The sequence below is a fragment of the Natronolimnohabitans sp. A-GB9 genome (assembly GCF_030848565.1).
In the GTDB taxonomy this organism is placed as follows: domain Archaea; phylum Halobacteriota; class Halobacteria; order Halobacteriales; family Natrialbaceae; genus Natronolimnohabitans.
In genome coordinates this window covers 66,672-92,654 of the sequence record NZ_JAVDDV010000006.1, presented here as the reverse complement: position 1 = coordinate 92,654, position 25,983 = coordinate 66,672, and the positions used below count along the sequence as shown (strand labels likewise).

Below are 25,983 nucleotides of genomic sequence, written 5' to 3'. Positions count from 1 at the left end.
ACTGTTCGAAAGGGACAAGGTCGGGAAAGGGGCCGTTTCCGTTGCAGCACTCGAAAGGTTGATAACTGGATGTCAGTTAGCCACAGACAGTAAATGAGTTCTGCCGTCGACGAGGATACGGCCAAAGCCATCAATACCGGTCGTGAGACGATCGGGGCGATGCTCTCGAGTGTGCAGACGCATCTTCAGAAGGTGTTTATCGTCTTCGTTATCGGCTTCATCGGGTCGTTTTACGCCCTTCGAGTCTGGATCTGGGACTTCCTCGAGGCGACGGCGAAAGCCGAGATGAGCCAGGAGGTCGCCCAGGCGACCGATATCATTACCCGGACGCCGTTCGAGGTCATCCTCTTGCAGGCGAAGATCGGGATGTTCGTCGGGATCATCGTCGCGATTCCGGCGTTGTTGTACTTCTCGCGGGACGCGTTGCGCCGACGCGGCGTCCAGTCGGCGGTTCCAGTCTCGAGGAGGTATCTGGCCGGATTCGTGGCCGTCTCGATCACGCTGTTTTGGATCGGCGTCTTCTACGCCTACGGGATCTTCTTCCCCTACGCCTTCGACTTCCTCGGGGCCGTCGCACACGACGCCGGTGTCAACCCGAGTTGGGGTATCACCGAGTTCACCGAGTTCATCGCCTTACTGACGATCTCGTTCGGTCTCGCCGCACAACTGCCGCTTTTCATGAGCGTCCTCTCCTACACCGAGATCGTCTCCTACGAGACGTTCCGGGACAAGTGGCGCCACGCGATCGTCGCGATCACGGTGTTCGGAGCGATGTTCTCGCCACCGGACCCGTTTACCTTGATCATGTGGGCGCTGCCGCTCGTGGCTCTCTACGTGTTCAGTCTCGGTCTCGCGAAGGTCGTCGCCAACATCCGTCGGCGCGGCGCGGCCGAACTCGACACGGGGACCGGGCTCATGAAACGACGGCTTCTCCAGTTTACCGGCGGACTGGCTGCCGTCGCCCTCCTGACGGCCGCCTTCGTCAGCCAGGACGGCTTCGATACCTTAGACGAGGCGGTCTATCCGCTGCTTCCCAGCGGCTACCGACCCGACGGGACCTTCGGCCTCGAGTCGATCGCGGCCGAATACGGCCTGCTGGGTGACGCCGCTGTCGGCGTCATCGTCGGTCTCACCGTCGGCTTCCTCGTCCTCGTCGTCTACACGATCAGAGTGCTTCAGGCGCCGGTCTACCCGCGTGAGGGCGATATCCGGAGCGCCGAGGACCCCGACGACGTCGATTTCGACACGCTGGCGGCCGAGGATATCTCCGAGGTGCCCGCCCAGGTCTTCCTCGCGATGGAGGAAGACGACGCCCTCGAGTACTCCCGGCAGGCGATGTACGACGACGATCGGGAGAAGGCCGAAGCGATCCTCGACCGATTCGACACGCTCCAGGAGCAAGCCGAGGAGGACGGCGACGGCGGGTCGGCCAGTACTGGCGGCTCGGGCACCGCGGCGGCTGCCGACGACGAAGACGAGAGCGTCTTTACGAGCACCGCCGCCGGCATGCTCGATCCGTTCACCGAAGACGAGACGACCGAGGACGACATCGGTGGCTACGCCTACGACCTCGCCTTTATCGTCGACAGCCTCACCTCGAAGACGATCTACATCGTCGGCGTCTTCATGGCCGTCCTCGGTGGCTCGTTCCTGGCGCTGTACCAGGGTGGGTTCGGCGTCATCCTCGCACAGTTCGTCGACCGCGTCCCGCCGGAGGTCCTAGACGAGGTCACCGAAGAGGGTGCCCAGACCGAGGAGGTGACGACGGAACTGATCGGCGAACTCGGGCTCGTCATCGCCTTACACCCCGTCGAGGTACTGATCTTCATGGTGAAGGTGAGTACGATCCTCGCGTTCATCGCCGTCCTGCCACTGATCGGTTACTGGGCGTGGCCGGCAGCCCGCGAGCGGGGACTGGTTCGGGGCGACCCGCGCGTGTTCCTCGTCTGGGGTGGCGCGTTGTTCGTCGGCTTCGGACTCGGCCTGTTCCTCGGGTTCTACTGGATCGCGCCCGCGGTCATCTCGTATCTCATCACCGACGCCGTCCAGAACGGGATGGCGGTCACCTACCGGATCAACAGCTTCTCGTGGCTCGTGATCTACACGACCTTAGGCGTCGGATTCCTCTTTAACATCGTCGTGACGATGGCGCTGTTCCACCTCGGCGGCATCGTCAGCTACCGGTCGATGCTCGAGCGCTGGCGGCCGGTCGTCGTCGGAATCTTCACCGTCGCTGCCTTCGCCAGCCCGAAGGGTATCCTGACGATGTTGCTACTGGCGACGCCGATCGCGCTAACCTACGTACTCGGACTGGCCGTCCTCTACGTGCTCACCGGCGGCGGTCGGCTGTTCGGCGGCGGCGGTGGTGGTCGGACGGATCCCGAACCAGAGGCTGCCGCCGAGTAGACGACGGCGATTCCCCGACGGGTCACTGACTGCTGTCCGGTAGTATAAGGGAGGCGCCTGCAAACGACCACGTAGACTGATGCCAAAGATCAGCGTCGAAATCCCCCAGGAACTGCTCGACGATTTAGACGATCACGTGGGCGACGACGGCAAGTTCGTCAACCGAAGTGACGCGATCCGCGCCTCGATTCGGAAGAACCTCGACATTCTCGATGAGATCGACGACCGCCACGACCGACTCGAGGCCGACGACCAGTAACGGAGATCACCGATCGGGAAACATCGATCTCACGGATCGAACTCACTCCCCGAGCACGTCGGTCCTCGGCCGCGTCGCAGATCTCATACGGCTCGCTGACGATCTCACGGCACGAGCACGAACATTCGGTGAGCGAGCTCGACTAGGCCGTATCAACGCCTTTCACCTGCCAGTTCGGTCGCTATCGGAAAGAGCGTGGAACCAGCGAGCATGTATCGCGGCGGCGACCTCCTCGAGGCTCTCCACGGTTCGATCCCAGAGTGGCTGCTTTTGCTGGCCGCACTCGTGACACGACTCGGCGACGTCTGGGTCGTGATCGGTGCCACGATCGCGGCGTCGTGGCTCCTTACGTGGCACCGAACCGACCGCGGTGGAGGCGGTGGTGTCGCAGCCCCTTCCAGAGGGGCTGCAGAACGGAATCCCGTCTGGCCTGTCGGCATCGTCGTCGGCGGTCTCGCCGCGATGACAGCGCTGAAGTATCTCTTTACGTTGCCGCGACCGGACCAGGTCGCCGCGACCCCGGCGGTTCTGCCGTCGGTCCTCGAATCGGCCTACGTCTCGTCGGTCACGCTCGGTGGGTACGGTTTTCCGAGTGGTCACGCCCTCGGGGCGACTGTCGCCTACGGGATTCTGGCGCTTACACTTCCCGTCGGAACCCGCCGGATACGACTCGCGGTCGCCGGCGTCGTTGCTCTCTCGGTGAGCCTCTCGCGGGTCGTCCTTTCCGTCCACTACCCTGGTGATATCGTCGCTGGGATCGCCATCGGCGTCGGCTATCTCGTGGCAGTCCAGTGGCTCCTCGAGCGGTCGCCGATCGATCGAACGACGACCGCCTTCGGTCTGGCGCTTGGACTCGCCGTCGTCGCGATCGCCGTCAGCGGCGCCGGTGGTCGTTCTGTTACGTACGCTGCGCTTGCAGCCGGCGGACTCGCCGTCTGGACGATCGGCCGTCCGGAACTGCGTTCATCGTCGCCGGGGGCGACGTACCACGCCGAATCGGCGACAGCGATACTCGGTTTGCTCGTCGTGCTCGTCGTTCTCGATGGCGGCTTGCTCTCGGTCGCGTCGGCTGCCGTCCTCGGTGGACTCGCCGTCGTGCCTGCGGTCGTTTCGAACCGCTCGCCGTGACTGCAACCGGAGTGGCGAACGCAGGGCCAACCGGTTTCCGACATCTCGGCGAAACGCGACTATGACCGACGACAGTCGCGAACTCGGCGTCGAACTCGGCGAACTGGGCGACGAACTCGAGTCCGCAGAGTATCCGCTGAGCGAGGACGAACTGTTCGAGCGCTACGGCGACGTGACGATCGAAGTCAGCGGCGACGAGTCGACCCTCGAGGAACTCATCGGTCCGCTGAACGAGGAGGAGTACAGAGACTACGGCGAGATCGAAGCGGCGATCATGAACATGGTCAGTGACGAAGCGATCGGTCGAAAAAACTACAGCGACCGGACGCCGCCTGCGGCGGGCGAACAGCGCCAAGAAGAGGGCGCGCCCGATCAGGACGACCAGCAGGGACAGGAATCGTTCTGACAACTCGAGTCGATTCGACAGGCCGACTCGTACGGACTGCTGTCCCGAGTCCCCGTCGATCGCCACACGGGAGCGGCGATCGGCGGCCAGTGACGACAGGAGACCGTCTCAATCGTCGTCGTCACCGACTTCCGTCCGCGCCTGTCGTCGCTGGGCGCGTTCGATAAACTCCTGGGGGAGTTCGTCGATCTCCCCGGCCTGGACTCCCCAGAGGTGAGCGTAGAGACCGTCGGTCTCGAGTAGTTCGTCGTGTGTTCCTCGCTCGGCGATCGTTCCGTCCTCGAGGACCAGGATCTGATCAGCGTCTTTGATCGTCGAAAGGCGGTGTGCGATGGCGAAGGTCGTTCGATCCTCGGTCAGATCGTCGATCGACCGCTGGATGAGCATCTCCGTCTCGGTGTCGACGTCGCTGGTCGCCTCGTCTAACACGAGGATATCGGGATCTTTGAGCACCGCGCGGGCGATCGCGACGCGCTGTCGTTGGCCGCCCGAGAGCTTGACGCCACGTTCGCCGACCATCGTGTCGTACCCGTCGGGCAGGTTCTCGATGAACTCGTGGGCCTCCGCGGCCTTGGCGGCCGCGACGATCTCCTCGCGGTCGGCGTCGAAGGAACCGTAGGCGATGTTCTCTTGGACGGTGCCATAGAAGAGAAACGACTCCTGGCCGACGTATCCCATCGAGCGGCGGAGGCTCGGCAGCGACACCTCGCGGACGTCCTGGTCGTCGATTCGGATCGCGCCGTCGTCGACGTCGTACAGCCGGAGCAAGAGTTTGAGAACGGTCGACTTGCCGGCACCCGTCGGTCCGACGAGCGCGACCGTCTCACCGCCCTCGACCGCGAAGGAGACGTCGTCGATGATCCGGTCGTCTTCTCGCGAATCGTGTCCGTCCTCGCGTGACGTCTCGTGCTGTTCGTACCCGAAACTCACGTTCTCGTACTCGACGCGCCCCTCCGTGACCTCGAGTTCGGTGGCGTCTTCGTCGCGTTCGATCCGTCCTTCCTCGTCCATCAGACCGAAGATCCGCTCGCTCGAGGCGGCCGCGCGCTGGTACATGTTGATGACCTGTCCGAACTGGGCCATCGGCCAGACCAGCTGTTGGGTATAGAGGATAAAGGCGACGAAGGTCCCGGTCTGAAGCGTCCCCGTAAACGGCCCTGGTCCGCTCCCGGTGAACACCCAGTAGCCGCCGACGGCGAACGTCAGCACGAAGCCGATCCCCGAGATGAGCTGGAGGCTGGGGAAAAACCGGATCCGAAGCCAGATGGCCTCCCAGTTCGTGTCGTAGTAGTTCCGGGAGACGTCCTCGACGCGTTCGGACTCGTACTCCTCGGTGTTCGAGGACTTGATGACGCCGATCCCGCCGAGGTTGTTCTCGAGTCGCGAGTTCACGTTGCCGACCGACGAGCGGACAGCGGCGTACTTCGGCTGGATCTTCTTGACGAAGACGTAGGTAAAGGCCGCGATCAGTGGCACTGGCGCCAGCGAGACCAGCGCCAGTTGTGGGTTGAGCCAGAACAGCAGAAACGAGATGCCAACGACCATCACGATCAACCGCGTCGCGGAGTTCATCCCCTCGTTGAGAAAGCGCTCGAGCTGGTTGACGTCGTTCGAGAGGACCGACATCATCTCGCCGGTCTGTTTCGACGCGAAAAATTCCATATCCAGGCGCTGCATCTTGTCGTAGGTCGCGGTACGGACGTCGTGTTGGATCTCCTGGGAGAAGGCGTTGAACCCCCAGTTTCGCAGCCAGTGGAACAGCGCTCCGAGGACGAACGACCCAGCGATGGCGACGGAAATGAACCAGAACTGTCCCTCGGTCGTCGTCGGCAGCCAGGCCTCCGGCAGGACCACTAACGGCACCTGTTCCGCGAAGGCCGCGTCCCCGAAGATGGCGTCGATTGCGACCGCGAGCAACAGCGCGGGCAACAGGTCGAGTGCCCGTGCGAACACGCTCGAGACGAGGCCGACGGACACCTGCAACCAGTACGGCCGACCGTACTCGAAGAGCAGTCGGCGCATCGGACTCTCGACGTGTTCGCGCTGGTCTTCGAAGGGATCGTCGTCTTCCCAGTCGACGTCCGCCATTGTCCTGGCTCCGGGGTCGTCGGTGATAAGCGTTTGCGACGCTGACGCCCGTGCCGGCTACTCGTACTCGATTTCGACCTCGTCGCCGACGTCCATCCCAGTCTCGTTGGCGTAGCCCCGCGGCACCTCGAGGACGTACTGAGCCTGGCCGGTGTACTCGAGGTCCTCGCCGTCTTCGCCGGGTTCTGGCGCGCGGGCGTGTTCGATCGTCGTGATCTCGCGATCGCTGTCGATGAAGATGATATCGATGTCGAAGTCCATCTCGCGCATGACGTACGTTCGCTCGTCCTCGTTGGAGTGGACGAACAGCATTCCGTCTCCTTCGGGGAGGTCCTCGTGGTCACTCAGTCCGGTGTACCGCTCGCTTGGCGTGTCCGCGACTTCGACGTCGACGACCGCGAGCTCGTCGCCGGTGTCGCCGTCGACGACGCGAACATCGGCGCTGTCCTCGGCCCACGGTGGCGTAATGAGACCGATCTGGAGTGCCAACAGCACGATCACGCCGACGCCGACGAGAGCCAACAGGAACGTCCAGAGACGGTCACGAACCATACTGGTGACTGTGACTCGAGAAAGTAAAGGTTATTCCGACGGGGGGCTTTGGTCCGGATGCGGGCTCGTGGTCTAGCTGGTCATGACGCGGCCTTTACAAGGCCGAGGTCGGTGGTTCGAACCCGCCCGAGCCCATTTCTCTGGCGAACAATCCGTGAGCCAGAGAAATGTATCGAGGGCGGTTCGAACCCTATCAGTCGCGCGCAGCGAAAGCGAGCACGTCTGATTTCGGTTCGAACCCGCCCGAGCCCATTTCTGGAACGAACGAAAGTGGGTTACAGCAATGTTCACTGTGCCGTGTACAGGTCCGCGTACGCGCCGTCCAACTCGAGCAACTGGCCGTGTTCGCCGCGTTCGGCGATGGTCCCGTCCTCGAGCGTATAGATGCGGTCGGCGTCACGGACAGTCGAGAGGCGGTGAGCGATCGCGACGATCGTGTACTCCTGGGACATCGACTCGATGCCGTCCTGGACGCGCCGTTCGATAGTCGCATCGAGGTCACTCGTCGCTTCGTCGAGTACCAGCACGTCCGCATCCTCGAGGAGGGCGCGAGCAAGGGCGACGCGCTGGCGTTGGCCGCCGGAAAGGCGAACGCCGTTGTCGCCGAGTTTCGTGTCGTAGCCGTCGGGCAGCTCGTCGAGGAACTCGGTGACCTGGGCGATCTCACAGGCTTCTTCGACCTCGTCACGGGTGGCGTCGCCGTTGCCGGCGGTGACGTTCTCGAAGAGCGTCTTGTTGAAGATGTACGGGTCCTGTCGGACGAACGCGATCCGCGACCGCCACTCCTCGGTGTCGAACTCGTCGATCGGGATGCCGTCAGCGGTGATCTCGCCGTCGTCGGGCTCGTACAGGCGGGCGAGCAGTGCTGCAATCGTCGATTTCCCTTCGCCAGACTGGCCAACGAACGCGACGAACTCGCCGTCTTCGACGCGAAACGAGATATCCTCGAGCACCTGATCGCCTTCTTGGTAGGAGAAGGAGACGTCTTCGAACGCGATCGGCGTCGGCGGTTCGGGGATCGGCCGATCGCCACCCTGGAAGTCCTGGTTCGCCTCGAGTTCTTCGATGAACTGCTGTGTCCGGACCAAGTGTGGGAGGCGGCCTTCGACTTTGTAGAAGTACTCGTTTGCGCTGCTAACACGCGGCCCGAGCTGGAACATGATAAACAGGAACGCGGCCAGCGCACCGAGGGACATGTCTGCAAAGGAGATCGAGACGTAGATCAGACCGAAGACCAGGATCGCGATCGAGAGGTTGTAGGCACTCCCGATCGCGGCTTCGTTGCGTCCGAGTTTGACCGAGGAGTCGGTGAATCGATCGATATGCGTCGAGAACTTATCGTACAAGTCGTCGCTCATCCCCGTGAGTTTCACGTCTCGAATCCCCTGGGTTCCCGTCTGGACGTTTTGCTGGATGCCTTCGTTCGCGTCGGCTACCTGGTCACCGACGTCGTAGCCGCCCTCGAGGACGTGACGAATAACGAACGTCAGCACGGCGATCGCCACTCCGGCGACGACCGTCATGAGCGGAGAGATGTAGAACGCGATCGCGAGATACATGCCGATCAGCAGTATCTGCTCGAAAAAGCGAACGAAGTCTCTGATCACCTTGCCGGCGTACTCTGCCTGGGTGACGATGGCGTTGAGCACGTCGTCGGATCCTTCCTTGTCGAAGTACGCGATTCGGGCGTCGAGTGCGCTCTCGAACGCGCGTGACTGAAGATCACGGACGTAGTTCGTCCGGAGCCAGACGCGCATCCAGCTGACGAGAAACGACGAGATGTACCGGACCGTGATCACTGCGCTGACGGCTAACACGACGTATCCGAGCGTGAACGGAACGCCCGCAGTCTCGAACGCGGTCAGGAAGATACCGACGAGTTCGTCGTCCGCTGCAGCCTCGCCCGATCCCTGTGCCATCTCGATGATCGGAATGATGAAACTCACCCCGATCCCCTCGAGCACCGCGACGAGACCGCTGAAGAGGACGAGGAAGACCGTCAATATTGGCCGATAGGTCGCAACCAGGTACAATCCCCGGAGTTTCTCGCGACGCGTAAGGTCTTCGGTAGACATGAATTCGTGTCGTGTGAGTATCCCAGACGGTATTGTTATGGGAACGCTATCCGAATCGAGAGTGTTCGGTTCTGATGGTAGTTCTCGGCTAGTGATCGTGAACGATTCTGTCACCTTTTGTGTCGGTTCAGATTGTCTCGAAGTATGGCACTAGCCGATCGGTCGTCACTGCCGTTTCGGACTCTCGAGCGGCTCTACGTCGATCTTCCCGTGGACGTGCCCTCGCCGATAAAAAACGCGTACATCCGACGAACGATCAGCGACGACTTCGGCCCGTTCGATCATCCGCCGGATCCGTTCGCGACGCTGACGGTCGATCCGAGCGCCGTTCAGTCGTTTACTGGCCGACCCTATCCCCCCTATCACGAGAAGGCGGCGCAACTCGGTTCCGTTCGCGGCGGCGACTGGGACCGAACCGACGACGTAGAGATCGCCGCCGACGACTATCGGGAGCGATACGATCTCTACCGAGCGGAACGGTTCTCCGAAAGCGTCTTTTTCGAATCGATGCGAGCGCACTTCGCCGACGGCGTCGACTGGACCGAGACGCCGTTCGTCGAGCGCTGTCTGGAGTTGGCCGACGACGGTGTCCCGTCCTGGCGGAGTCTGACGACTCGTGACGCCATTCTGGACCGGTGTGCGAAGATCGATTCCCTCTACGAACGAATCAAACGAGACGGCTATCTGACGCAGCGAGAACTCGGTTACGATTCGCTGCTCGGCGTCACCGATGAAGTGCTCGTCGACATCGGCCGCGACGGTGAACTGCTGTTCGTCAACGGCCGTCATCGACTGGCGATCGCAAAACTGCTCGGCCTCGAGTCGATTCCAGTCGGCGTCCTCGTCCGACATCGGTCGTGGATGACTCACCGCGAGCGCTGTGCTCGAACAGAGACGGTCACCGGCCATCCGGATCTCAGAGACCTTGCCACGACCGCCGACTGATCGTCCACGCCGGCCGCTTGCGTGTCCGACCGCGACGTACGAATCGTACGCCGCTCGATCAACTCCATCGGCGGCGGGACTACCGCTTGGCGACGAGATCCAGCCACTGCGAGGACCAGATCCACTCCGACGTTGGTTCGTCGTCCGCGGCGGCTGCGATCCGGACGCCGACAACCCCTGCCATCGACTGGGAATCCCACTCTTCCCGGACGGGTTGTGGCCGAAACACGACCTCGTCTCGAGACTCGAGCATCGTTCACCTAGCCCGTCGAGAATCCCCTGGATAGTTATGGACGGCCGAACGGGAATCGGACTGTCCTCTCGACGCGATTCGAGTGTAGAGTATGCCGCGACCACACCTCACCCCATTCGATCCGAATGCCGGCGTTCGAGGTCAAAAGATGCCCGTTACTTCCCTCAGGTGGTCCCTATCGGGCGGGTAAGGCGAGGCTACGTCGATAGCTACTGGTTTCGGTGTGCTGGAATCGCTCTCGCGATTCTGGGATCGATCGTCGTCTCGGCCGGCAGACGGCCTCCTGTCGTCGTGTCCCGCCGATCGTCGACCTCGAGTCGAGCGTTTCTGCTGGCGGCGTCGGTGACGGCTCGTCCCGTCAGTGTTTGAGTCGAGCGACGTTTTCGCGGACACGGCCCAGCAGACCCTCGCCGGATTCTTCTTCGAGGGCGGCATGGAGCATCGAGTTCTCCGGTTCGTCCTTGACGACGACCTGGAGATAGGGCTCGAGCTGGTCGAAGTTGTCCCCAAGGACGACGGTGTGATTGTCCTCGTCGTGGTCGACGACGCCTGCGTCGGCCAGTTTCGGGACGTGACACTGGACCGAGGAGACGTAGACGCTCTTGTACTCGTTTTTAGCGACCTCGTCGGGTGGGACGTCGTGTTCCCAGCCGGCAACCTGTTCGGCCAGCGTCGAGAGTTCGATCGGATCCTCGTGGCCCCGGAGTGCATAGAGGAGGTACCGTCGACGCCGGTTCGCGAGCAACTCGAGGATGGTGTCCGCAGAGAGTTGTTGATTCTCCTGACTCGAGGTAAGTCCATCCATAACACGATGTTACTCGCCAGCCCGGAAAAGGGTGTCTTGAATATCTGAATATCCAACAGACGTCCGTCAATGAACGATAAAGTCGATCGTACATGCCGCTTTACTACTAGATGTGTGTTCCTAACGCCGTAATGGTGCGACAAACAGGTGTTGATCATCGTCGATCATCATACTGGTTTCAATTCGAAATCCTTTTTTATCCCATCGACAGAGTAAGAGATGCGCCGCCTTAGCTCAGACTGGGAGAGCACTCGACTGAAGATCGAGCTGTCCCCGGTTCAAATCCGGGAGGCGGCATCCCGATTCTACTCGGTTCTCATTCGCACGCAGGCAACGCCTTACGGCGATTTTCCCGCTGATCTCCCGATTAGATTTGACCATGGTTCCACTCGCGCCCCGACGCCTTCAGGCGCTTCGCTCACATTTGACCCCCTGACCATATGTAACTACTCGTCTCCCGTTCTCGACGTACTCGATACCCTGAGTCGGCCATATTCGCTGTTCGAGTGAGATTTCGTCCTCGATCAAAGGTCAGAATCTCGTGAGGCGCGCGAGAATGCCGTGAGAGCAATTTCTGTCTCGCGAGTAGCGGGATAGGTCTGCTTTCCAACCAATCGCCTCAATGAGCCTCTCAGCCCGTTCTATGAAGAGGGAGGTTTCGTGGGAAGGTTTCTTCCCAGTTGCGTTCCGGTGGCTCTGAGTTTACTATGTCAATCAAGGTGATCATCTGTCGTGTGAGTTCCTCCTCAGTCCCCTGCTCACTCAGACCGAATGCGCGTCGAACCTCTGCCATCTTGCCAGAGAGTCGCTTATTGCAATTCGAACAGATGTTAGTTTGCCATCCTTCACTTGATGCCTTAGGGTCCATCCGAACCCAACGGTCATCAAGGTTTGAAAGTTCGAGTGTGATCTCTTCGGTTTCCTTGCCGCACCAGTTGCAATGGGTTGCCATGCATAACAGGACACGTGGCATACCAGCATTAAGAACCTGTTTCCGCTAACGGCCGATAGCGAAAACAAACTCAAGAGAAGTTCATACTACCTCGCTAAGTCAGGTGCCAAATATCGAGTGCTGCGATGCAATCACGAGACTTCACTGATCGGCGCACCTGGCCCCCAACTATCGCCCAGTTCATAGACAGATTCGCGCTCATCTGAATCAGGTTCTCGAATCCCCGGACCCCACTGAGCATGATACTCGGCGTCGGACTGTACCCGCTGAGTCACCAGCACCGGGAAACCATCCTCCTCGGTCCACTCGTTGAGCCGGTGCGCACGCTGATGTTCCTCGCGCGTCAGCAGTTCCACATTCTCCGGACGGTTATCCCACGGTATCCCAGTACGGTGATGGGACTGATACTCCCCGTCTGAGAAGACCTTCTCGGGATCTTCCCCCTGAGCGATGGCAACTAACTGGTGAACCGTCGTGAAGACCATGCCGTCCTTCTCGGGATCGTAGGCTCCGACCTTCTCATATCCGCCGTTCTCGTGCGTTTCCGTGTAGAAGGACGCATACTCGACCCGATTAGCGCCGCCTCCCATGCCGCTCCGACGGGAAATCTCGTGTCGATTCATCCATCGCTGAATCGTACTCCGACTACACCCCCACTCGTCGGCGATCTCCTGCTGACTCTTCTCTTTCTCGACGTACTGCTCCCGAAGATCACTCTCGATCTTGTACCGCTCAACGAGTTCGAGGGAGGAAGTGAGTTTGAGCCCGCGATGAGCGTCATCGACTTCCTGCCTCACATGGTTCCGAAGATTCCCCGGATTGTCGATTACGACTCGACTGCATTCCTCGACTGGACAGGTGAATATCTCAGGGCCGTCACCTGTATCCTCTTCACCGCTCTTCGCACTCCTAATCCGTTCGAGTTTGTCGCGGCTCTCGGTCGAACTCATGATGTCGCCCCTCCATGACAGGACCCCTCACGAAAGCCACCCAATTTCCCCATATAGGTCTTAATGGGGATTCTGGGTCCCTTTTCTCTCATCGTGACCACCTGTAGACCGTCGGATATGGTCCGGGGACAACTTCATCCTCAACAAGTCCCTTGTCACGGAAGTCGTAGAGGATGTTCTCCACTGTCGTCATCGACTCGATTTCAGCAGTCTTCTTGAGATCCTTCTTGGTCGCGCCGTCAGCACCAGCGTCTCGAAGGTGGTCCGCGATTTTGCGCTTATTCGGGCTGTTAAACAGTTCTGGATTTGCCATCGAATCGACTTCGATGGAATCGTCAGGGATCGCCGCCGTATTCACGTAGACCGTAGCATCGGACTCTCCTCGGCCGAATCGAAGAATCGCCTGAAGCACCTGATTATGAACGAAGTGACGGTAGATCTCATCCCCGAACTCTCCGTAGGTCTTGTTCATCCCCTCTCCTTCCCCATCGACAGGTATGCCAAAGTAGGCAGCCCATTTCTTGACGGGCTGGTTGCCGGGATGAGGAGCACCGTGTATAACCCCTACTGGTTCTCCTTTGAAGTCATTTGAACTGAGGACTTGAGCGTAGTTCATCGACAATCCCGTTCGATCGAGAATACCCGCCTCTCTGTATGCTTCGAGGGCCTTCTCAGGTGCAATTAGCGCAGGTTTCTGTCCTTCCTTGACTTCGACACCGTACAGAATCGCCTCATCGCGGTTCTCGGTGATATGCCCGCCGTGATATGGTTTCAGGTGTTCGTTCGTCTGCTTGACTGTAACGCCGAGAAAATCACGAACGTAGGCGCTCATCTCTTTCTCTCGGTCCAGCACACTCAAGTGGTCGAAGTCCTCGCCGGTAGCCAACTCCCACATCATCGGAGTAGGCGTTCCATCGAGTCCGACAACACCGCGAGCACCGCTCAGATCTGGCGGGGTCAAAACGTGAATTGATTGCTGTTCCCGATCCACAGCCGCCAGCCGTTCTGTTTCGAGCCCAGAAAACGGCGATGACTCCTCGAACCCTGCTTCGATTCCGGTCAGGTTGAACCAAGGAACCTCGAATCCGTTGCCGTTCTTGATCGTATTCAAGACGGTGTACGTTAGGAAGGGTGCGAGTGTATGGTATCGGTCGTTCTCGTTGGCTTCAATGATCGTCCTGTCGTCGGTCCCAACTCCGTTGCGACGGAACCACGCATAGACCGCCTTGACTCGATCAAGGTCATCACGGTTCTCGATCAGATCCAGAAAATCATCGAAAGGGATTCGGTCTACGCTTCGCAGGAAGCGTGAGATCATTGCATCCGCGTTATTGAACTCTCGCTCGAAGGCTCCGCCGGGGAACTCATCGATAATGACGATTCGGTCCTCAATCAGCGACGAGAGGTATGCATGTTTGTAGTGACCGATGATGATATCGGCGGGATCGTCGTCGAACGTCTCCCACTTCTGCATATACTCGCAGTTCGGAGAGCAGTCGAGGTCGAGTTCAGCATGGATACGAGCGGCGTTGACCCCAAAATCGTAGAGAGACTTTGCCTCAGGGTCGAACTGTGGACTATCCTCATCGAAGGAAGGGCAGTCTCGATGCGGACTCGGGATGATCTCGTGCGAGAGATCGAACTCGTCACTCAATCTCTCGCCCTGTTCATACAGGTCCTCCCGTTTAGTGAGATATACGAACGCCTCACTCGATCTGCTGGCGATTTTGAACGCAGTGGTTGTCTTTCCGCCACCAGGTGGGCCTTCAACGATCTTCGAGTCGAATGACTTTATCGCCCGCTCCAGACAATCCTCTGTTCGCTCGTAAACAGCGTCGAGACTGCCTGAAATCCCGGTAGCGTTATTGGGTTGACTTGCTAATTTACTCATGGAACTTGGAATCCTCCGGGTTCCCATCTGCGTCTGAGGCACGATCCTCAGGCCTTGATCGAAGCCCATGTTCGAGGGGTAATCCTTCGAGCGTCTGGACCGTAGAATCCATGATTGCTTGGTCGTTCGGGGGTTCAGGTTGGGACCGGCCCCCGTTCTTTGTTCGATGATTCATTCGTTAGTCGTCAGTCTCGGGTTCGAGTTCTTCTCCAGCGCGGCGGATGAAATCAGACCACGATTCTCCGTCGGCCTTTGCTTCCTGAGCGATGTCTCGGTCTTCGGGGTACACGTTGATGGTGGTGTACCGGGACTTGAGATTCCCCATGCTATGATTTAGCATTCCGACTACATAGGGTTTGTTTGGACATTTTTTGAGTGTGAGACGCTATAACACTCGATTTGATCGCTCTCGATTCCCTATCTCCCCTCTTTGCCAGTGAGGTCTGCGAGACGCGAGTGAGAGAAGACTGACAAGTCGAGCAATAGGAATCATCGGAGAAGGCAAGAACTCGCTGAGAGCCGCGTCTATGGCCGCTCAGTCGATCACGCCGCTCCTTATGGGTCGAGAGGTCGAAGCGAGAAGGCATGAGTTCGGCGTCGAAAGGGCGGCCAGCCGTCTTCGAGTGTCCAGAGTGCGGCAGAGTATTCCTCGAATCAAGCGGGATGAGGAAGCACTACTCGCAGAAGCATGGCCGTAGGCTTCCGAAGAGCGAGGTTACGAGTTCGATATTAGAGATGAGTACCGAGATAATGCCCTGAACCAACGCAAGAGAGTCTGTTGGTCCCGAATTGGGCCATTTTCCCGGTAACCTGATAGACCTGACCCTCTTCCTTGTTGACATGGGAGCAAGCAATCAAGAGGTCGCCGAGTTGCGGGCCGAGATGAGAGCGAAGATGAAGGAACTCGACCAGCAGATCATCGAGCTGGCCGAGGCATACGTCGAGGCGCACGGTGGTTCAGTCGAGTCCGATGGCGAGGAGGGCGAAGAGACGGTCAACGTCGAGATCCCTTCCGCTGGCCGTTCTCGAACCAACGGGGACGAGACAGTTGAGATTCGCCGCAAGAAGCCCGATACGTACACCGAGGAAGTCCCCGTCGAAGGCGGTGATGTCGAAAACCCTGATACAATCACCGTCGAGCGAGCAAACCACGGCCCGTCAGTCGAGGACCAGATGGCGTTCAACGAGAAAATCAATCAGATGCGGAGTGAGGACAGTCGTCGTCGGCAGGAACGGGCGAATCAGCGTCGAGAGAACCAGATGAGTGGCGCTATCCCGAACTACGAGTACATGAACACGGATGACGGCGGCGTAGACGAGTCCGAGATTCCCGTCGCTGGACGCCGGAACCGCGAGGACTGACGGATGATCGAAAACAACCGCCGTCTCGCGTACCTGCGAGCGAAAGAGTACGGCGATGAAGTCGAGGAGTTCGTCACCCGCGAGACGGGAAACTGGGGGAATCCCGTCGTCTCGACTGCTGAAGTCGCAGAGGAGTTCGACCTCGACGAGAAGGAAGTAGTCGAACGCCTCAACGCCTCGCAGTTCGTCAATGGGAAGTCCGTCGGCGATACTCGCGTTTGGTGGTAACAACGCACAAGGTACAAGTTCCTGACCTTAGAGTCCTTGACATGTACGACGCCAATCAGCAGTTCGGCGGTTGCCCGATTTGCGAGGAGGAGAGTCTGAGCGTCGATAACTTCTGGCGAGTGAAGCCAGTCCTGACGAGTATCGAGATCGACTGCGAGAAGTGTGGTGCTCGATGGGAGCAGACGAACGGCCTTCTCACTCAGCCCTTCGAGTGCGTCGAGGGTGATGAGCGAGCGGTCGGAGTCTCGATGCACCCCCATCAGTGGAAACGAGTCGAGGACTTGGACGCCATCGTCGAGGAAGGCAAGTCGGAGCCGTTCCTGAAAGGGATGAGCGCCCCGGTGCTTGGTGCAGTCCTGTTCGGCGTTGGTCTGTTCCTCGCTACGGTCCTTTCGTTTCTGCTCGTCACCATCCCCCTCGGTATCGGGCTAATGATCGCAGGAGCAGGAGCGATACTCTACGGGTTCGTGAAGATGGTCGTTCGTTAGTCCATGAGAGAGTCGAATATGCCCAGTCAATCAGTCGCAGTTTCCCCGGCGAACCTGCCAGTCTGTGCGCCCCACCGTCGATATAGAAATCAATACCCATGAGTCGTAACGAGAACCGTCCAGTCGAAGAGGAACAGCTCATCGGAGAAACGCTCGAAGAGGTCCCGAAGATCGACCCCGACCAGTACTGCAACTCGAGATCCACCGAGAGAAACGAGGACGGCGAGTCCGTGTTCAGCGGCTACTGCTCGCTCCGAGCAGGTTGGGGAACCGACCACGTCGGGGAGGGCCGCTGTCGGCTTCACGGTGGGTCGATTGAGGGCGCTGGCGCTCCCGAGCATAACCAGAACGCACAGAAGCACGCCCTGAACGCCGACCCGTACCACTATCATCAGTCACTCGATGAGGGAGGGAAGGAGTTCGTTCAGGATGTCTCGGCGACGATTGAAGACCGGATTCGAGCGAGGTCCGGCAAGGTCGACTACATGGATCGAGTGATGGCCCGTCGAGTCGCCATCAAACTGCATATCGTCTCGAAGGCGTCTTCCTACGTCGAGAACGTCTCCGGGCTGGTCCAGACGATCTCGACCGAACACTCGTCCTATGAGGAGAAGGCGGCTCTCCTGAGCGAAATACGTCAGTACGACAAGTCCATCATGCAGGACCTCCAGCGGCTCGGCGTCCTCGACGATCCTGAGTCGCAGAAGGCCGACGCGCTCGAACAATGGCGTGGGTTCATCGAAGGCGGCCAATAGCGACCGCCTCACGTCAATGGGACATGAACAGGGAGCGGTCCCGTCTTGTGGTTTTCAGTCGAGTTTCGGCGGTAAGTCTCTTCGACGGCCACCTGACCGGAGACGACTAAGGGGTGTAGAATCGGCTGAGGGCGTCGAGTTAGAGCACTGAGTCTGCTCGAATCGTCTCTTTCGCAGTGAGACTCAGTAGAATGCCGCTCATGCCAGTCTGTGAGTCGATCAATAGGAATCGCTTGCTAATCGGTGAGCTCGCTGAGAGCAAGGTAGAGAGCCGTGAGAAAAAGAAGAAATAGCGATCAATAGATGGCCAGAGGGCGTATCTGGACATCAGGATATGATAATTCAAATTCAGAGATGTTAACGTCCCTTTTGAGAATATCGTTTGCCATGTCCGCTACTTTCCCTTTCATCTTCATCTCCGCAGTCTTCTGATTTCTTGGATTATCTGCGTTCATTTCTGCGAGTTCTGCGAAGTTGATCAATGGAACATCATCGCCTTGTTCAACCTTTGTCATTATTTTGCCTATGAGAGCGTACTGCTTGGTTCTGCTCGGGAAATCTCTCGGAGGGTTTCTGAAATTCCCATCAGTCAATCCCATAACAAAGTCTATTTCCGAAGTTGTATTGGTCCGATAGATGTCGTCATCATCAGAGAGTGATTTGAACATTTTTCGCATTCCACTGGTAGCATAACTCAGATCTTCGATACTGTCTTTCGCCTCCTCTATTTCAGTTGTATCACCGATACCAGCCTTCGCGAAATCATCAAGAGCATCACTCATGAGTTCTACCTCATCACCAATATCAACTCTATCTTTAATTTCGCCAATAGGAATGCGAGTCAGTGGGGCAGTAATCATGATCGGTGAATCGGACGCAAGCCCGCTTCGATCTTCTGTGGTAAACTGATTGTCGATCGTTGTCGCACCAGATGCGTCGAGGACCTCCAGCAGAAGCGCAAACTTCGCTACTTCGTCAGTCAGGTCATAGACAAACTCCTCTTCCTTCCCTCTCTCATAATTTGCAGAGATTGCACCCTTGAGACGAGCAAATAGTCCGGTCGGTTCGCCTGCCTGCCCCTCGGCTTCACCGCCAAGGCTCACATCTCGGTTGACTCGCTCGATTGTCTCTTCGAGCTGGCCGCCGTGACGTGTGATGAGTTCCTCGTTGACGGCGTCTTCATCGAGATAAATGATATTCTCCATGACGGTGTGTTGACCTTATGCCATTAAAAGGGTCACGCCGCCGAAGTGAAAGTAGAAATGCCGAGAAGTTGGATTAGATTCCGTTGATGTAGTCGCGCCTTTGCTCAACCTTCACCGATTCGTCTCTCTTGTCGTAGTGCTTATCGAGTACGTCCTGACCAACGTTCATGCGATCCGAGACGACCTTCTCAGGCACGTCTTCGGTCAGGAAGTGAGTGATCGACCCTCGACGGATGGCGTGAGGCGAGACGTTCTCCGGGCACTTCGAGTAGTGCGGGTATCGTCCAGCTTCGCACTCGTCAGGATCGCGTCCCTTCGGGCATTCATCGGCGTAGTAGCAGGGACGAGTGACCCGATAGATCGCGTCTCGAATGCTCGCCCGATTCATGCGCCCGTTCCGACTCGTGAGAAGTGGCTCACGGCCATACTCGTCCTCTACGTCATGGCGATGATGGTCCCGCCAGTCCTCGATGACTCGGCAAACCTCGGCGCTGAGGGCGATCATACGCTCTCCCTCTTGTCCGTTCTTGAGGGGAGTCTCCTCGTCAGGTCGGTGAGTAAATTCGAGTCGTTCATGCTCCTCGTCGAAGTCCTCAACGTCCAGCGAGTGCAGTGCCCCGAGTCGGACGCCAGTATGCCATAGAATCTCCGTGATGACGTGAGCGCGACAGGCGTACTCGAAGCGACGTTGATATTCGAGTAGAGTTTCCGCCTCTTCGCCGTCGAGGATCGCTTCGCTCTGCTCGTCGTTCTTGCTGAGTTTCGGCATTAGCGCCTCGAACTTCTCGTGAAGGTCCTGCTCGACTGCGTCGATGGACCCGCACCAGCGGATGAAGATCCGTAGGGCGTCGAGTTGTCCCTCAAGGCTGATTGGCTTCAGATCGCCGTCGTCCCTCCGCCACGTCTTGTATCTCTGCAGGTCCCGACCGGAGAGGGTATTCATGTTCTCGATTCCCTCGACTTCCTTGCACCAGCGGATGAAGTGCTTGAGCCGATAGTGATAGCCGTCGAGAGTGCTTTGCGATACTTCTTGCTTCCTCGCGTCGAGGTACATCTCCTTCGCCTCAATAGGCGAGATGGGTTCGAGTTCGTTCTTCGTCATTGGCGTTCTCCGAAGCGCCCATGAGCGACGGAGTGAGTGGCTCAGCCCATTTATTTCTATGAGCTGTCCCCGGTTCAAATCCGGGAGGCGGCATTTCTCTCGCGAACAATCCGTGAGCGAGCGAAATCTATCCGTGCGGATTTGAACTAGACCGAGGTTCTGGGAGCGATGCGAGCAGGTTCCCGGGCGTAGTTCACAATCCGGGAGGCGGCATACGTTTTCCGAGACAATCCGCCGAGCGGGGCGGATACTATCGTTGAGTGAGCTCGTCAAGCCGTTGGAGCAGACTGTGACGAACCTGGAGGAGAAACGCACACAGTTGTGCTCGTCGACGAGTGTCGGTAAAATGGAACGCCACGTTGTAGTGGTCGGCCCACGTCGTGACGGTCCCGACGATTTGATTTGGATGAACGTCTCGTCGCGCCATACATCCGCGATTCCGAAGCAACGTCTCCCACGACATCTCCACAACGACCGGGAGGGGCCGCGTCCACTTCGCCGCCCGCTGTAGTTCACGTTTGAATCGCTCTCGTTCCCAGGTGAGTGCCGTGAGAAAGTCAGGTCCGGACTTGCGCTCGATGGCGAACTGTGGGTAATACGTGTCCGTTTCCGGATCGTGAGTACAGTGTGCTGGCACGGCGTAGTCTCCGGTCGAAAGCGTTACGTCGCGTGTCTCGACCGGATACTCCTCGAAGGTCCACGGACGTTGTTCGCGCGTGTCTCGCAGGATCGTCGTTGGAACTGCGGTCGGCTCGTTTGTCCCTGCCATCGAAGCAGTTGGGTCCGGGATCACAGATAAACGTTCGTTGCGGATACACTGTCCGTTAGGCGTGGAAACAGGGTCCCAACGTCTCGCCGCAGTGCTCGCAGGTGTGTGCCATCGGTTATCGAGGGCGTCGTCCCGGTCGTTCGAGACACGAGCAACTGGACGTTTCTGCGAGAGTTCGCTCGAGTCGCGTGAACACGTTCTGGCACACTGATCGCGCTGCCCTCCGTCGCGGCCTGCTACGTGTGACGTCGGGGTTGGCTCCCAGCCAACAGACCGCATCCGACTCGACCGAGTTGGTACGGCTCACCCGATGAGTCGAAGCCAAGAGAGCCGATACCGTCATGGCGAATCACTGATCGTCCCTGGACAATTCTTCGAGCGCATCGTCCATCGCGTTGTACAGGTGATCGGTGTTTGAGTATGTGCAGTCGACGTACTCCCAGACGAAGTCGACGAGGTTTTCGGTCTGGATATCTCCGTGCGGCTCGAGTTCGACCACGGCCTCGCCGGATTCGTCGTCGGAGACCGCCACTGCAGACTCGACGACGAGTTCGTCGTCCGTATCCTTCACGACGAGCAGTCGTTCCCACTGTTGTTTCGTGGTGCTCCACCCCAGGAAGTGGTGCGTATCGTCGAACACGAGGTCGACGTGGCTGATACGGGACATGGTCAGATCGATGACGAGTGGCGCTGCGAGTTCTATCGGCTCCGAATCGTTGAGAGAATCGATTTGTGACGTGCTGAAACCGCCGTCAGGCAACGAGTCAAGTGTCACGACTGGCGTCGTCTCTGCTGACCTGTGTGGGTCTGGCATGGGACTACCCTCATAGACGGAGCGTCGTAACGTGTTACTGGCGATCGCTGTATCGTCTACGCTGTCACCGGTACCGAATTAGACGACCGTACCACGTACACTGCCGAAGGGATACCAATTGATTGTTTGATACGGTTTACTGTACGTCATTGCCGGCGCAACCGCGACCCGGGCGGCGGTTGCGACGGTACATCGTTACAGCAATCCGTATGAGTGGGTACTGCAACGACGCCACTGCTGTCCGACGGTATCAGCCCAGTCGACCGCCGTCACCGTTCCAGTAGTGCCAGTCGTCGACCGCTTCGCAAGTCTCGTCGTCTCCGTCGAGTACCTCGAGTTGCGATAGTGGCACGCCGAACTCCCTGTCTCTCCACTCGACTACGACGAACATCTCCCTGCTACTGACGACTTCGTCGGTCATTCCAACGACACGGACCTCCTCGTCCGCCCGTAGCGGTGAGATCGTTCGCTCCTCGAGACACCGCGCCCGAAACGGAACGGTCATCTTGCGTTCGAGATAGTAACACCAGCTAATCGCCTGCTCGTCCGCGGTATCTGCATCGGGGAGAATCTCGCTACGAATCCGTTCGTCTCGCTTTTCGTCTGATTCTCGAGTCATGGTCGCTTCACCCTGACGATCGCCGCCGTGTCGGTCGACACGATCACGTCGCTGTCGGCGAGTAACTCGTCGATCTCATCCGGATCATAGATCTCTTTGACGATGCAGTAGTAGCGAGACGGCGTGCCAAAGTCGTAGACCAAGCTAAGTCTGTCTCCCCTCCGGAGGCCGGCCCGTTCGGCGACGTCTGCAATCGTTACCTCGCTCGCTTTCGTGTACGACCGGTGACCCGCTTGTGCGTACTGGTGGTCGGGGAGGACGTTCAGGCTGGAATCCAGGTACTCGTCCTCGAGACCGTACAGCCGGAGGTGGAGGTCATCGAGCGTCGTGAACTGACAGACGAGACGATCCAGTTCTGCCATCGTCGTCTCCGGCCTGACGACGACGTCGTACCACTCCTCGCGTGCACGCCCCTTCTGCTTCCACCGGAGGCGATAGCCGACGGTGCCGATTCGGTCGGCCGTCTCTTCGTCGGCCGAGTCACGCTCGAGCGCGTCTCGGGTGTTCGACCAGCAATACGAGCAGATCTCGTCCGGTGCGTCGCCTTCGAATCCCGTTTTCTCGAGGTCGTGCTGGTCGACGAACGTCGAAAAAGAGACCTGCTGGGCTCGGAAACTGCGATTTCCCCGCGTACACATCTTTTTACCCGGCGCAGTCGATCCGAGCGACAGGCGGGCGTTCGACTCCGTCTGGTCGGCATCGGCCGCCGTATCGATGACGTGTGCGACTGTTCCGTGTCCGATCTCGAGTACGAATCGGTCTGTCGGATCTGTTATGTGGCTCACCGGTACTGGATGTGGATGCCGTGGTCGCGATACAGGTCGTGAAACGCGACGAATCGCTGTCGAGACAGCGCCCGTTGCTCGTCCGATGAGATCCGACGGTCGTGCTCCGCGAGCAGGTGGTCTTTCTCCTCGCCGGGGAACGGCAGCGAGACCCCGGAGGTCGTCGTCAACTCGCCGTAGCGGACGGGTCTGCAAAACAGTACGACTCCCGACTCCGCGGTTTTGCTGAGGTTGACGTCCAACAGCGTGTGTTCGTCGCGGTCGGAGAGCAGGTCGATCACCGTCAGTTGCGGCCCCGACTCGCCGACGGATTCAATCTCGAACAGCGAGGGCTCGGCGTCGACGGTGGCCTCGAGAATTTCCCGTTCGGCGTCGTTCTCACAGCGTCCCTCCTCGAGGTATCGCTCCGCGGCGGTGGTCTCGTCACGGCGGTACTCATACAGCGCGTACTCGAAGTGGATCGCCATCTGGGACTCGAACTCGTAGGCCAGATTCAGTCCGTCGAACTCGATCCCCAGTTCCCTCGCGGTCTCGACGATGAGATCACGATCGGAGTACGCCTCGAGGATGTCGCTGTTCAGTTGCGTCCCGATCTTTCGGTAGGTCTCGTACTGGTCGATCACTGTCACTACAGGAGTGTTTCGTCCAGTCGGTACCTGTATTTTGGGACGGTAATACTGCCGGACAGCAGGCAGTGTGCCGTCGGTCGCGAATTCGCGGCCGTCACCGTCGGCAACGGCCGTAGTCGTGTGGCCGACCGGTGTATCGTGCTGTCCGACAGTATAACTCGCCTCGAGGTCGACCCCTGCGGCGTCGCCGTTTTGTCCGTGTCACCCCGAAACGGACGGATGCAGGCGAACGTACTTCCCCTCAACCTCCACGAGGGCCGATTCGGACAGTCTGGCTGGGCTCTTCGTCGTCTCCCGGCCTGTGTCGAGTTCGACGTCGGCGTCTTCCCGCTCCGTGAAACGGCTACGGCGCGCGTCGAGCGTATCAAGAGGCTGCGTCTGCAAGGCAACTTTTTCTGCCCATCTGTGGAGAACAATTTGTTGCCTACTGTTACCATTCGACTAGGTGACGATACCTACCGACTGGAATCACACCTCGACCGGCTCTCGAGACGGAGTGATCCATGGATTCGAACATACGGAACGAACGACAACGGACGGTATCGAACGATCGAACGGGGGTGAGCAGGCGACGATTGCTTCAGGCCTCGAGTGCGCTCGGTGCGAGCGCACTCGCCGGCTGTACCGAAAGTGAAATCCTTGGGGGTGCGCTCGCCGGATTCGACGATCAGGCGTTTATTGTCGGCTATCAGCCGTTTTACACCGAGTCGTGGTCGGCACTCGTGATCCGACACGCTGACCTCGCGGAGAAACACCTCCCCGATGAGTACTCGGTAGCGAGCTGGGAGGTCGCCCTGCAGGGTGCGGTGATCGGGAACAAGATGATCTCCGAACAGAACGACATCGGCTACACCGGCGATATGCCGACGATCACTGCGATCGCCAACGAGGAGACTCCGATCGACATGGTCGGTATCGCCGGCTTCTCGGCGGGCCAGCAGTGTAATCTCGGCTTCGTCGCCAACGACAGCGACATCGAGGATGCACAAGATCTAGACGGGCGCGAGGTCGGTGTCACGACCGGTACCTGTACGCACCGATTTCTCCTCGAGGCGGTCCAGGAGGAGGGAATCGAGATCGAGATCTCCGACATGGGCATGGAGACGATCGCGACGAACATCCGCGAAGGGAACCTCGCCGCCGGTGCCGGCTTCGAGCCGACAGTGTCGCGGTCGGTCGTCCAGGCGGATGCGGCAGAGTTCCTCTTTACGGGCGCCGACTACGGAATGTACGACGCTGCCGGGCTGTTGATGCTCGACTCGCTGGTCGAGAACCATCCCGAGGCCGCGAAGGGATGGATGAAGGCCGAACTCGAGGCCAAACACATCATGGCCAACGAGCCCGAGCGGACGCTCGATCTGATTCAGGAGGAGGGGCAACTCCGGGATTACGAACGCGAAACGCTGCGTGCGACGCTGTACGAGAGTCCTGACGCAAGCCCCGACGACGTCGAGCGGATGCTGTTTTACACCGACTACGAGGCGATCGAGGAAGCAGAGCGACTGATGAAAGCGGAAGCGCCGGAGTTCCTCTACGAGAACCAGGGGGTCATCTCCCACGTTCCGCCCGAGGAACGGTATCGGACCGAACCGTTGCAGGAAGCGATCGACGAACTCGAGAACGAAGCCGACTGGGAGCCGCTTCGGGAGGCCGAACGATGAGTGCCAGTACGATCGACCAGATTCAGCGACGTTTCGAGGGCGACACCGTCCCGCTGCCGGGAAAGCGTGTCCGACAGGTGCTGTCGATCGTGTTGTTCTTCGTTCTCTGGGCGGCGTTAGTTCGGTTCGGAATCCTCGGTTTCGATAAGTTCGTCGGCCCGGAGACGACGCTCGTTGCGCTGGTGGAGTCACTCGCAGGCGCGCCGATGACTGAGGGCGGGGAGACGCTCTACGAACACGCTGCCTTCTCCGCGTACCGGGTCGTCGTCGCGGTGTTGATCGCGATGGGAATCGCCATCCCGCTTGGACTGACGATCGGAACGAGCCGTCGCTGGGAGGACGCACTGTTCCCGGCACTCGAGGTGTTTCGTCCCGTGCCACCGGTCGCCTGGGTGCCGATCGCCCTCCTGTTGATGCCGACGTTCCGAAGCGGCGTGATATTCGTGGTGTTCATCGGGGCGTTCTTCCCGATCCTCGTCAACACCATCGAGGGCGTCAAGACGGTCGAAGAGGAGTACGTCCAGGCGGCCGCGAGCCTCGGTGCCGAATCGCGCGATATCTTTCGCCACGTGATTATCCCCGCGACACTGCCGTCGATCATTACCGGCGTCTCGCTTGGCGTCGGACTGGCGTGGATTACGGTTGTCGCTGCCGAGATGATCGCCGGCGGCGTCGGTATCGGCTACATCATCTTCCAGGCCTACCGACTGCTCCAGACTGAGGTCGTCGCGGTTGGCATGATCGCGATTGGCGTCCTCGGCTACGCCTCGGCCGCGGCAGTCCACCGAACCGGCCACTACCTCACTCGCTGGGAGGAGACCGAATAGCACCGACAGCCACCGAGCTACTATACGAC

26 protein-coding genes and 2 tRNA genes are annotated in these 25,983 nt (G+C 59.2%); 13 read left to right on the top strand and 15 right to left on the bottom strand.

Annotation, left to right across the window (positions count from 1 at the left end; all coding sequences use genetic code 11):
- Nucleotides 1-93: 93 nt before the first annotated feature.
- From RBH26_RS09945 to RBH26_RS09930, 4 genes are all read left to right on the top strand, one after another.
- Nucleotides 94-2,406: a twin-arginine translocase subunit TatC gene (locus tag RBH26_RS09945; protein WP_306758089.1), complete on the top strand. Its 2,313-nt coding sequence runs from the start codon at nucleotides 94-96 to the stop codon at nucleotides 2,404-2,406.
- A 79-nt stretch (nucleotides 2,407-2,485) separates the two neighbouring features.
- Nucleotides 2,486-2,665 (top strand): ribbon-helix-helix protein, CopG family, encoded by a 180-nt coding sequence (locus tag RBH26_RS09940; RefSeq protein WP_306758088.1) that lies wholly within the window; start codon nucleotides 2,486-2,488, stop codon nucleotides 2,663-2,665.
- A 210-nt stretch (nucleotides 2,666-2,875) separates the two neighbouring features.
- Nucleotides 2,876-3,793, top strand: coding sequence for a phosphatase PAP2 family protein (locus RBH26_RS09935; RefSeq protein ID WP_306758087.1), 918 nt, complete (start codon nucleotides 2,876-2,878; stop codon nucleotides 3,791-3,793).
- Between the two features lie 61 nt (nucleotides 3,794-3,854).
- Complete coding sequence (locus RBH26_RS09930) at nucleotides 3,855-4,199, top strand: hypothetical protein (protein ID WP_306758086.1); 345 nt, start codon at nucleotides 3,855-3,857, stop codon at nucleotides 4,197-4,199.
- Nucleotides 4,200-4,307: 108 nt separating this feature from the next.
- On the opposite strand, the gene RBH26_RS09925 is transcribed toward RBH26_RS09930, so the two are convergent.
- Together RBH26_RS09925 and RBH26_RS09920 are read right to left on the bottom strand one after the other, a co-directional pair.
- Nucleotides 4,308-6,287, bottom strand: coding sequence for an ABC transporter ATP-binding protein (locus RBH26_RS09925; RefSeq protein WP_306758085.1), 1,980 nt, complete (start codon nucleotides 6,285-6,287; stop codon nucleotides 4,308-4,310).
- Nucleotides 6,288-6,344: 57 nt separating this feature from the next.
- Entirely contained in the window at nucleotides 6,345-6,839 is a 495-nt protein-coding gene (locus tag RBH26_RS09920; RefSeq protein ID WP_306758084.1) for a DUF192 domain-containing protein, read from the bottom strand.
- A gap of 61 nt (nucleotides 6,840-6,900) precedes the next feature.
- On the opposite strand from RBH26_RS09920, the gene RBH26_RS09915 reads away from it, so the two are divergent.
- Nucleotides 6,901-6,974, top strand: a tRNA-Val gene (locus RBH26_RS09915).
- A 152-nt stretch (nucleotides 6,975-7,126) separates the two neighbouring features.
- Here RBH26_RS09915 and RBH26_RS09910 read toward each other — a convergent pair.
- Complete coding sequence (locus RBH26_RS09910; RefSeq protein ID WP_306758083.1) at nucleotides 7,127-8,914, bottom strand: ABC transporter ATP-binding protein; 1,788 nt, start codon at nucleotides 8,912-8,914, stop codon at nucleotides 7,127-7,129.
- Nucleotides 8,915-9,058: 144 nt separating this feature from the next.
- Between RBH26_RS09910 and RBH26_RS09905 the strand changes: the two genes are divergently transcribed.
- Nucleotides 9,059-9,859 (top strand): hypothetical protein, encoded by an 801-nt coding sequence (locus RBH26_RS09905; protein WP_306758082.1) that lies wholly within the window; start codon nucleotides 9,059-9,061, stop codon nucleotides 9,857-9,859.
- A 79-nt stretch (nucleotides 9,860-9,938) separates the two neighbouring features.
- Here the strand turns inward: RBH26_RS09905 and RBH26_RS09900 are convergent, their stop codons facing one another.
- Both RBH26_RS09900 and RBH26_RS09895 read right to left on the bottom strand, forming a co-directional pair.
- Nucleotides 9,939-10,112, bottom strand: a complete 174-nt coding sequence (locus RBH26_RS09900; RefSeq protein ID WP_306758080.1) for a hypothetical protein — start codon at nucleotides 10,110-10,112, stop codon at nucleotides 9,939-9,941.
- Nucleotides 10,113-10,470: 358 nt separating this feature from the next.
- Complete coding sequence (locus RBH26_RS09895) at nucleotides 10,471-10,917, bottom strand: hypothetical protein (RefSeq protein ID WP_306758078.1); 447 nt, start codon at nucleotides 10,915-10,917, stop codon at nucleotides 10,471-10,473.
- A gap of 223 nt (nucleotides 10,918-11,140) precedes the next feature.
- Here RBH26_RS09895 and RBH26_RS09890 point away from each other — a divergent pair.
- Nucleotides 11,141-11,214 (top strand) — tRNA-Phe (locus tag RBH26_RS09890).
- A gap of 786 nt (nucleotides 11,215-12,000) precedes the next feature.
- Here the strand turns inward: RBH26_RS09890 and RBH26_RS09885 are convergent.
- From RBH26_RS09885 to RBH26_RS09875, 3 genes are all read right to left on the bottom strand, one after another.
- Nucleotides 12,001-12,819, bottom strand: coding sequence for a helix-turn-helix domain-containing protein (locus RBH26_RS09885; RefSeq protein ID WP_306758076.1), 819 nt, complete (start codon nucleotides 12,817-12,819; stop codon nucleotides 12,001-12,003).
- Between the two features lie 88 nt (nucleotides 12,820-12,907).
- Nucleotides 12,908-14,710 (bottom strand): hypothetical protein, encoded by a 1,803-nt coding sequence (locus RBH26_RS09880; protein ID WP_306758075.1) that lies wholly within the window; start codon nucleotides 14,708-14,710, stop codon nucleotides 12,908-12,910.
- A gap of 178 nt (nucleotides 14,711-14,888) precedes the next feature.
- Complete coding sequence (locus RBH26_RS09875) at nucleotides 14,889-15,035, bottom strand: hypothetical protein (protein ID WP_306758074.1); 147 nt, start codon at nucleotides 15,033-15,035, stop codon at nucleotides 14,889-14,891.
- A 515-nt stretch (nucleotides 15,036-15,550) separates the two neighbouring features.
- On the opposite strand from RBH26_RS09875, the gene RBH26_RS09870 reads away from it, so the two are divergent.
- The 4 genes from RBH26_RS09870 to RBH26_RS09855 all read left to right on the top strand — a co-directional run bounded on the left by RBH26_RS09870 (nucleotide 15,551) and on the right by RBH26_RS09855 (nucleotide 17,543).
- Nucleotides 15,551-16,072 (top strand): hypothetical protein, encoded by a 522-nt coding sequence (locus RBH26_RS09870; protein WP_306758073.1) that lies wholly within the window; start codon nucleotides 15,551-15,553, stop codon nucleotides 16,070-16,072.
- A 3-nt stretch (nucleotides 16,073-16,075) separates the two neighbouring features.
- A complete protein-coding gene (locus tag RBH26_RS09865) occupies nucleotides 16,076-16,300 on the top strand; it encodes a hypothetical protein (RefSeq protein ID WP_306758071.1) in 225 nt (74 codons plus the stop codon).
- 41 nt (nucleotides 16,301-16,341) lie between these two features.
- On the top strand, nucleotides 16,342-16,788 hold the full coding sequence (locus RBH26_RS09860; RefSeq protein WP_306758070.1) for a hypothetical protein: 447 nt from the start codon (nucleotides 16,342-16,344) through the stop codon (nucleotides 16,786-16,788).
- Between the two features lie 98 nt (nucleotides 16,789-16,886).
- On the top strand, nucleotides 16,887-17,543 hold the full coding sequence (locus RBH26_RS09855; RefSeq protein ID WP_306758068.1) for a hypothetical protein: 657 nt from the start codon (nucleotides 16,887-16,889) through the stop codon (nucleotides 17,541-17,543).
- A 296-nt stretch (nucleotides 17,544-17,839) separates the two neighbouring features.
- Here RBH26_RS09855 and RBH26_RS09850 read toward each other — a convergent pair whose 3' ends face one another.
- The 7 genes from RBH26_RS09850 to RBH26_RS09820 all read right to left on the bottom strand — a co-directional run bounded on the left by RBH26_RS09850 (nucleotide 17,840) and on the right by RBH26_RS09820 (nucleotide 23,466).
- Nucleotides 17,840-18,748, bottom strand: a complete 909-nt coding sequence (locus RBH26_RS09850; protein WP_306758067.1) for a hypothetical protein — start codon at nucleotides 18,746-18,748, stop codon at nucleotides 17,840-17,842.
- 73 nt (nucleotides 18,749-18,821) lie between these two features.
- Entirely contained in the window at nucleotides 18,822-19,850 is a 1,029-nt protein-coding gene (locus RBH26_RS09845) for a tyrosine-type recombinase/integrase (protein WP_306758066.1), read from the bottom strand.
- A gap of 250 nt (nucleotides 19,851-20,100) precedes the next feature.
- Nucleotides 20,101-20,619, bottom strand: coding sequence for an ERCC4 domain-containing protein (locus RBH26_RS09840; RefSeq protein WP_306758065.1), 519 nt, complete (start codon nucleotides 20,617-20,619; stop codon nucleotides 20,101-20,103).
- 349 nt (nucleotides 20,620-20,968) lie between these two features.
- Nucleotides 20,969-21,433 (bottom strand): hypothetical protein, encoded by a 465-nt coding sequence (locus RBH26_RS09835; RefSeq protein WP_306758064.1) that lies wholly within the window; start codon nucleotides 21,431-21,433, stop codon nucleotides 20,969-20,971.
- Nucleotides 21,434-21,683: 250 nt separating this feature from the next.
- A complete protein-coding gene (locus tag RBH26_RS09830; RefSeq protein ID WP_306758063.1) occupies nucleotides 21,684-22,052 on the bottom strand; it encodes a calcium-binding protein in 369 nt (122 codons plus the stop codon).
- Entirely contained in the window at nucleotides 22,049-22,828 is a 780-nt protein-coding gene (locus RBH26_RS09825; RefSeq protein ID WP_345784082.1) for a hypothetical protein, read from the bottom strand. The genes RBH26_RS09830 and RBH26_RS09825 overlap by 4 nt, the downstream gene beginning before the upstream one ends.
- A gap of 5 nt (nucleotides 22,829-22,833) precedes the next feature.
- Complete coding sequence (locus RBH26_RS09820; protein ID WP_306758061.1) at nucleotides 22,834-23,466, bottom strand: hypothetical protein; 633 nt, start codon at nucleotides 23,464-23,466, stop codon at nucleotides 22,834-22,836.
- A gap of 560 nt (nucleotides 23,467-24,026) precedes the next feature.
- On the opposite strand from RBH26_RS09820, the gene RBH26_RS09815 reads away from it, so the two are divergent.
- Nucleotides 24,027-25,127, top strand: coding sequence for an ABC transporter substrate-binding protein (locus RBH26_RS09815; RefSeq protein WP_306758060.1), 1,101 nt, complete (start codon nucleotides 24,027-24,029; stop codon nucleotides 25,125-25,127).
- Nucleotides 25,124-25,954, top strand: coding sequence for an ABC transporter permease (locus RBH26_RS09810; RefSeq protein ID WP_306758059.1), 831 nt, complete (start codon nucleotides 25,124-25,126; stop codon nucleotides 25,952-25,954). The genes RBH26_RS09815 and RBH26_RS09810 overlap by 4 nt, the downstream gene beginning before the upstream one ends.
- Nucleotides 25,955-25,983: the final 29 nt, after the last annotated feature.